Consider the following 1,818-nt stretch of genomic DNA (forward strand, 5'->3'; position numbering starts at 1 on the left):
CCACGCTGAGCGGCGGGCGTCCCTGCCGCGCCGACCGAGGCAGTCTAGCAAATGGCGGCGCCATCTGGAAGAGGCGCGCTGCGCAATCGCCGCACGGGGCGCGGGCGCCTTGCCGCAGGCCCCCGCGATCTGCTAGCCTCTCGGCGCCTGCCTTCTCCCCCACGACCTGGAGTTACCATGCCCGCCCCCGCGGACGCGCTCGAGATCCTGCTCGGCCACAGCCCCGACCCCGACGACGCCTTCATGTTCTATGGCCTCGCCAAGGGCCACGTGGACGCGGGGCCCTATCGCTTCACGCACATCCTCCAGGACATCGAGACGCTCAACCGCCGCGCGCTGGCCGGCGAGCTGCACATCAGCGCCGTGTCGATCCACGCCTACGCCTTCTTGCAGGACAAGTACGCGCTGCTCGCCTGCGGCGCGAGCATGGGCGACGGCTACGGCCCCATGCTCGTGGCGCGGCCGGGCCTCACGCTCGCCGAGGCCACGCGGCGCAAGATCGCCGTGCCCGGCACGCTGACCAGCGCCTTCCTCGCCCTGCGTCTGGCGATCGGCGACTTCGACTACGCCGTGCTGCCCTTTGATCGTATCTCCAGCGCTGTTGCAGACGGTGAATACGACGCGGGGCTCATCATCCACGAGGGGCAGCTCACCTACGCGAGCGAGGGGCTGGCCCTGCTGCTCGACCTCGGTGTCTGGTGGGGCGCCGAAACCGGCGGCCTGCCGCTGCCCCTCGGCGGCAACGCCGTGCGCCGCGATCTCGGCCCGGCGCGTATGCGCGAGCTGAACGGGATTCTCAAGGCGAGCATCGCCTACGGGCTCGCGCACCGCGACGAGGCGGTGGCCTACGCGCTCGGCTTCGGCCGCGGGCTGGACCTCGGCCTCGCCGACCGCTTCGTGGGGATGTACGTCAACGCGCTCACGCTCGACTACGGCGAGCGCGGGCGGCGCAGCATCGCGCTCTTCCTCGAGCGCGCGCATCAGCGCGGCTACCTCGAGCGGCCGATCGCGGTGGAGTTCATCAGCTAGCCGCCGCGGGCGGCAGGGAGGCGCATGGACACCCTGAGCCCGAGTCTCACCGCCCAGGAGCGGCAAGCCCTGATCCGCCTGCGCCGCGACTTCCACCGCTATCCCGAACTCGGCTTCCAGGAGAAGCGCACGGCGGGCATCATCGCCGAGTACCTGCGCGGGCTCGGCCTCGTGCCGACCACCGGCGTGGCCGAGACGGGCGTCCTCGCCCTCATCGGCAACGGCAGCGCCGGCGGCGGACGCACGCTGCTCCTGCGCGCCGACATGGACGCGCTGCCGATCGAGGAAGAGGGCGACAAGGAGTACCGCTCCGGCTTCACCGGTGTGATGCACGCCTGCGGCCACGACGGCCACTCCGCCACCCTGCTCACGGCTTGCTCGGCGCTGCAGCGCGAGGCCGCCGCGCTGAAGGGCGGGCGCGTGAAGGCGATCTTCCAGCCGGCCGAGGAGGGCGCGGGCGGCGCCAAGCGCATGATCGCCGAGGGCGTGCTGGAGTCCCCGCGCGTTGACGCCGCCCTCGGCCTGCACTACTGGAGCATCCTGCCCACGGGCAAGGTCGGCGTGACGGCCGGGCCGACGATGGCCGCCGTCGACGAGTTCCACCTCACGGTGATCGGGAGGGGCGGCCACGCCGCGCACCCACAGGAGGCGCGCGATCCGGTGGTGGCCGGCGCGGCCTTGGTGAGCGCGCTGCAGACGCTGGTCTCGCGGCGCAGCGATCCGCTCGCCTCGGTGGTGGTGACCGTGGCCGAGTTCCACGCCGGCTCGGCCTTCAACATCATCCCGGCC

Annotated in this window: 2 protein-coding genes; both read left to right on the top strand. The window is 72.4% G+C overall.

All coding sequences use genetic code 11. From position 1 onward, the window contains the following. Positions 1 to 177: 177 nt before the first annotated feature. A complete protein-coding gene (locus FJ251_16060; GenBank protein MBM4119215.1) occupies positions 178 to 1,029 on the top strand; it encodes an ABC transporter substrate-binding protein in 852 nt (283 codons plus the stop codon). Positions 1,030 to 1,053: 24 nt separating this feature from the next. Beyond that, positions 1,054 to 1,818: amidohydrolase (locus tag FJ251_16065; protein ID MBM4119216.1), on the top strand; the 765-nt coding region annotated here is incomplete at its 3' end.

The sequence above is a fragment of the bacterium genome (genome assembly GCA_016873475.1).
Taxonomy (GTDB): Bacteria; Krumholzibacteriota; Krumholzibacteriia; order JACNKJ01; family JACNKJ01; genus VGXI01.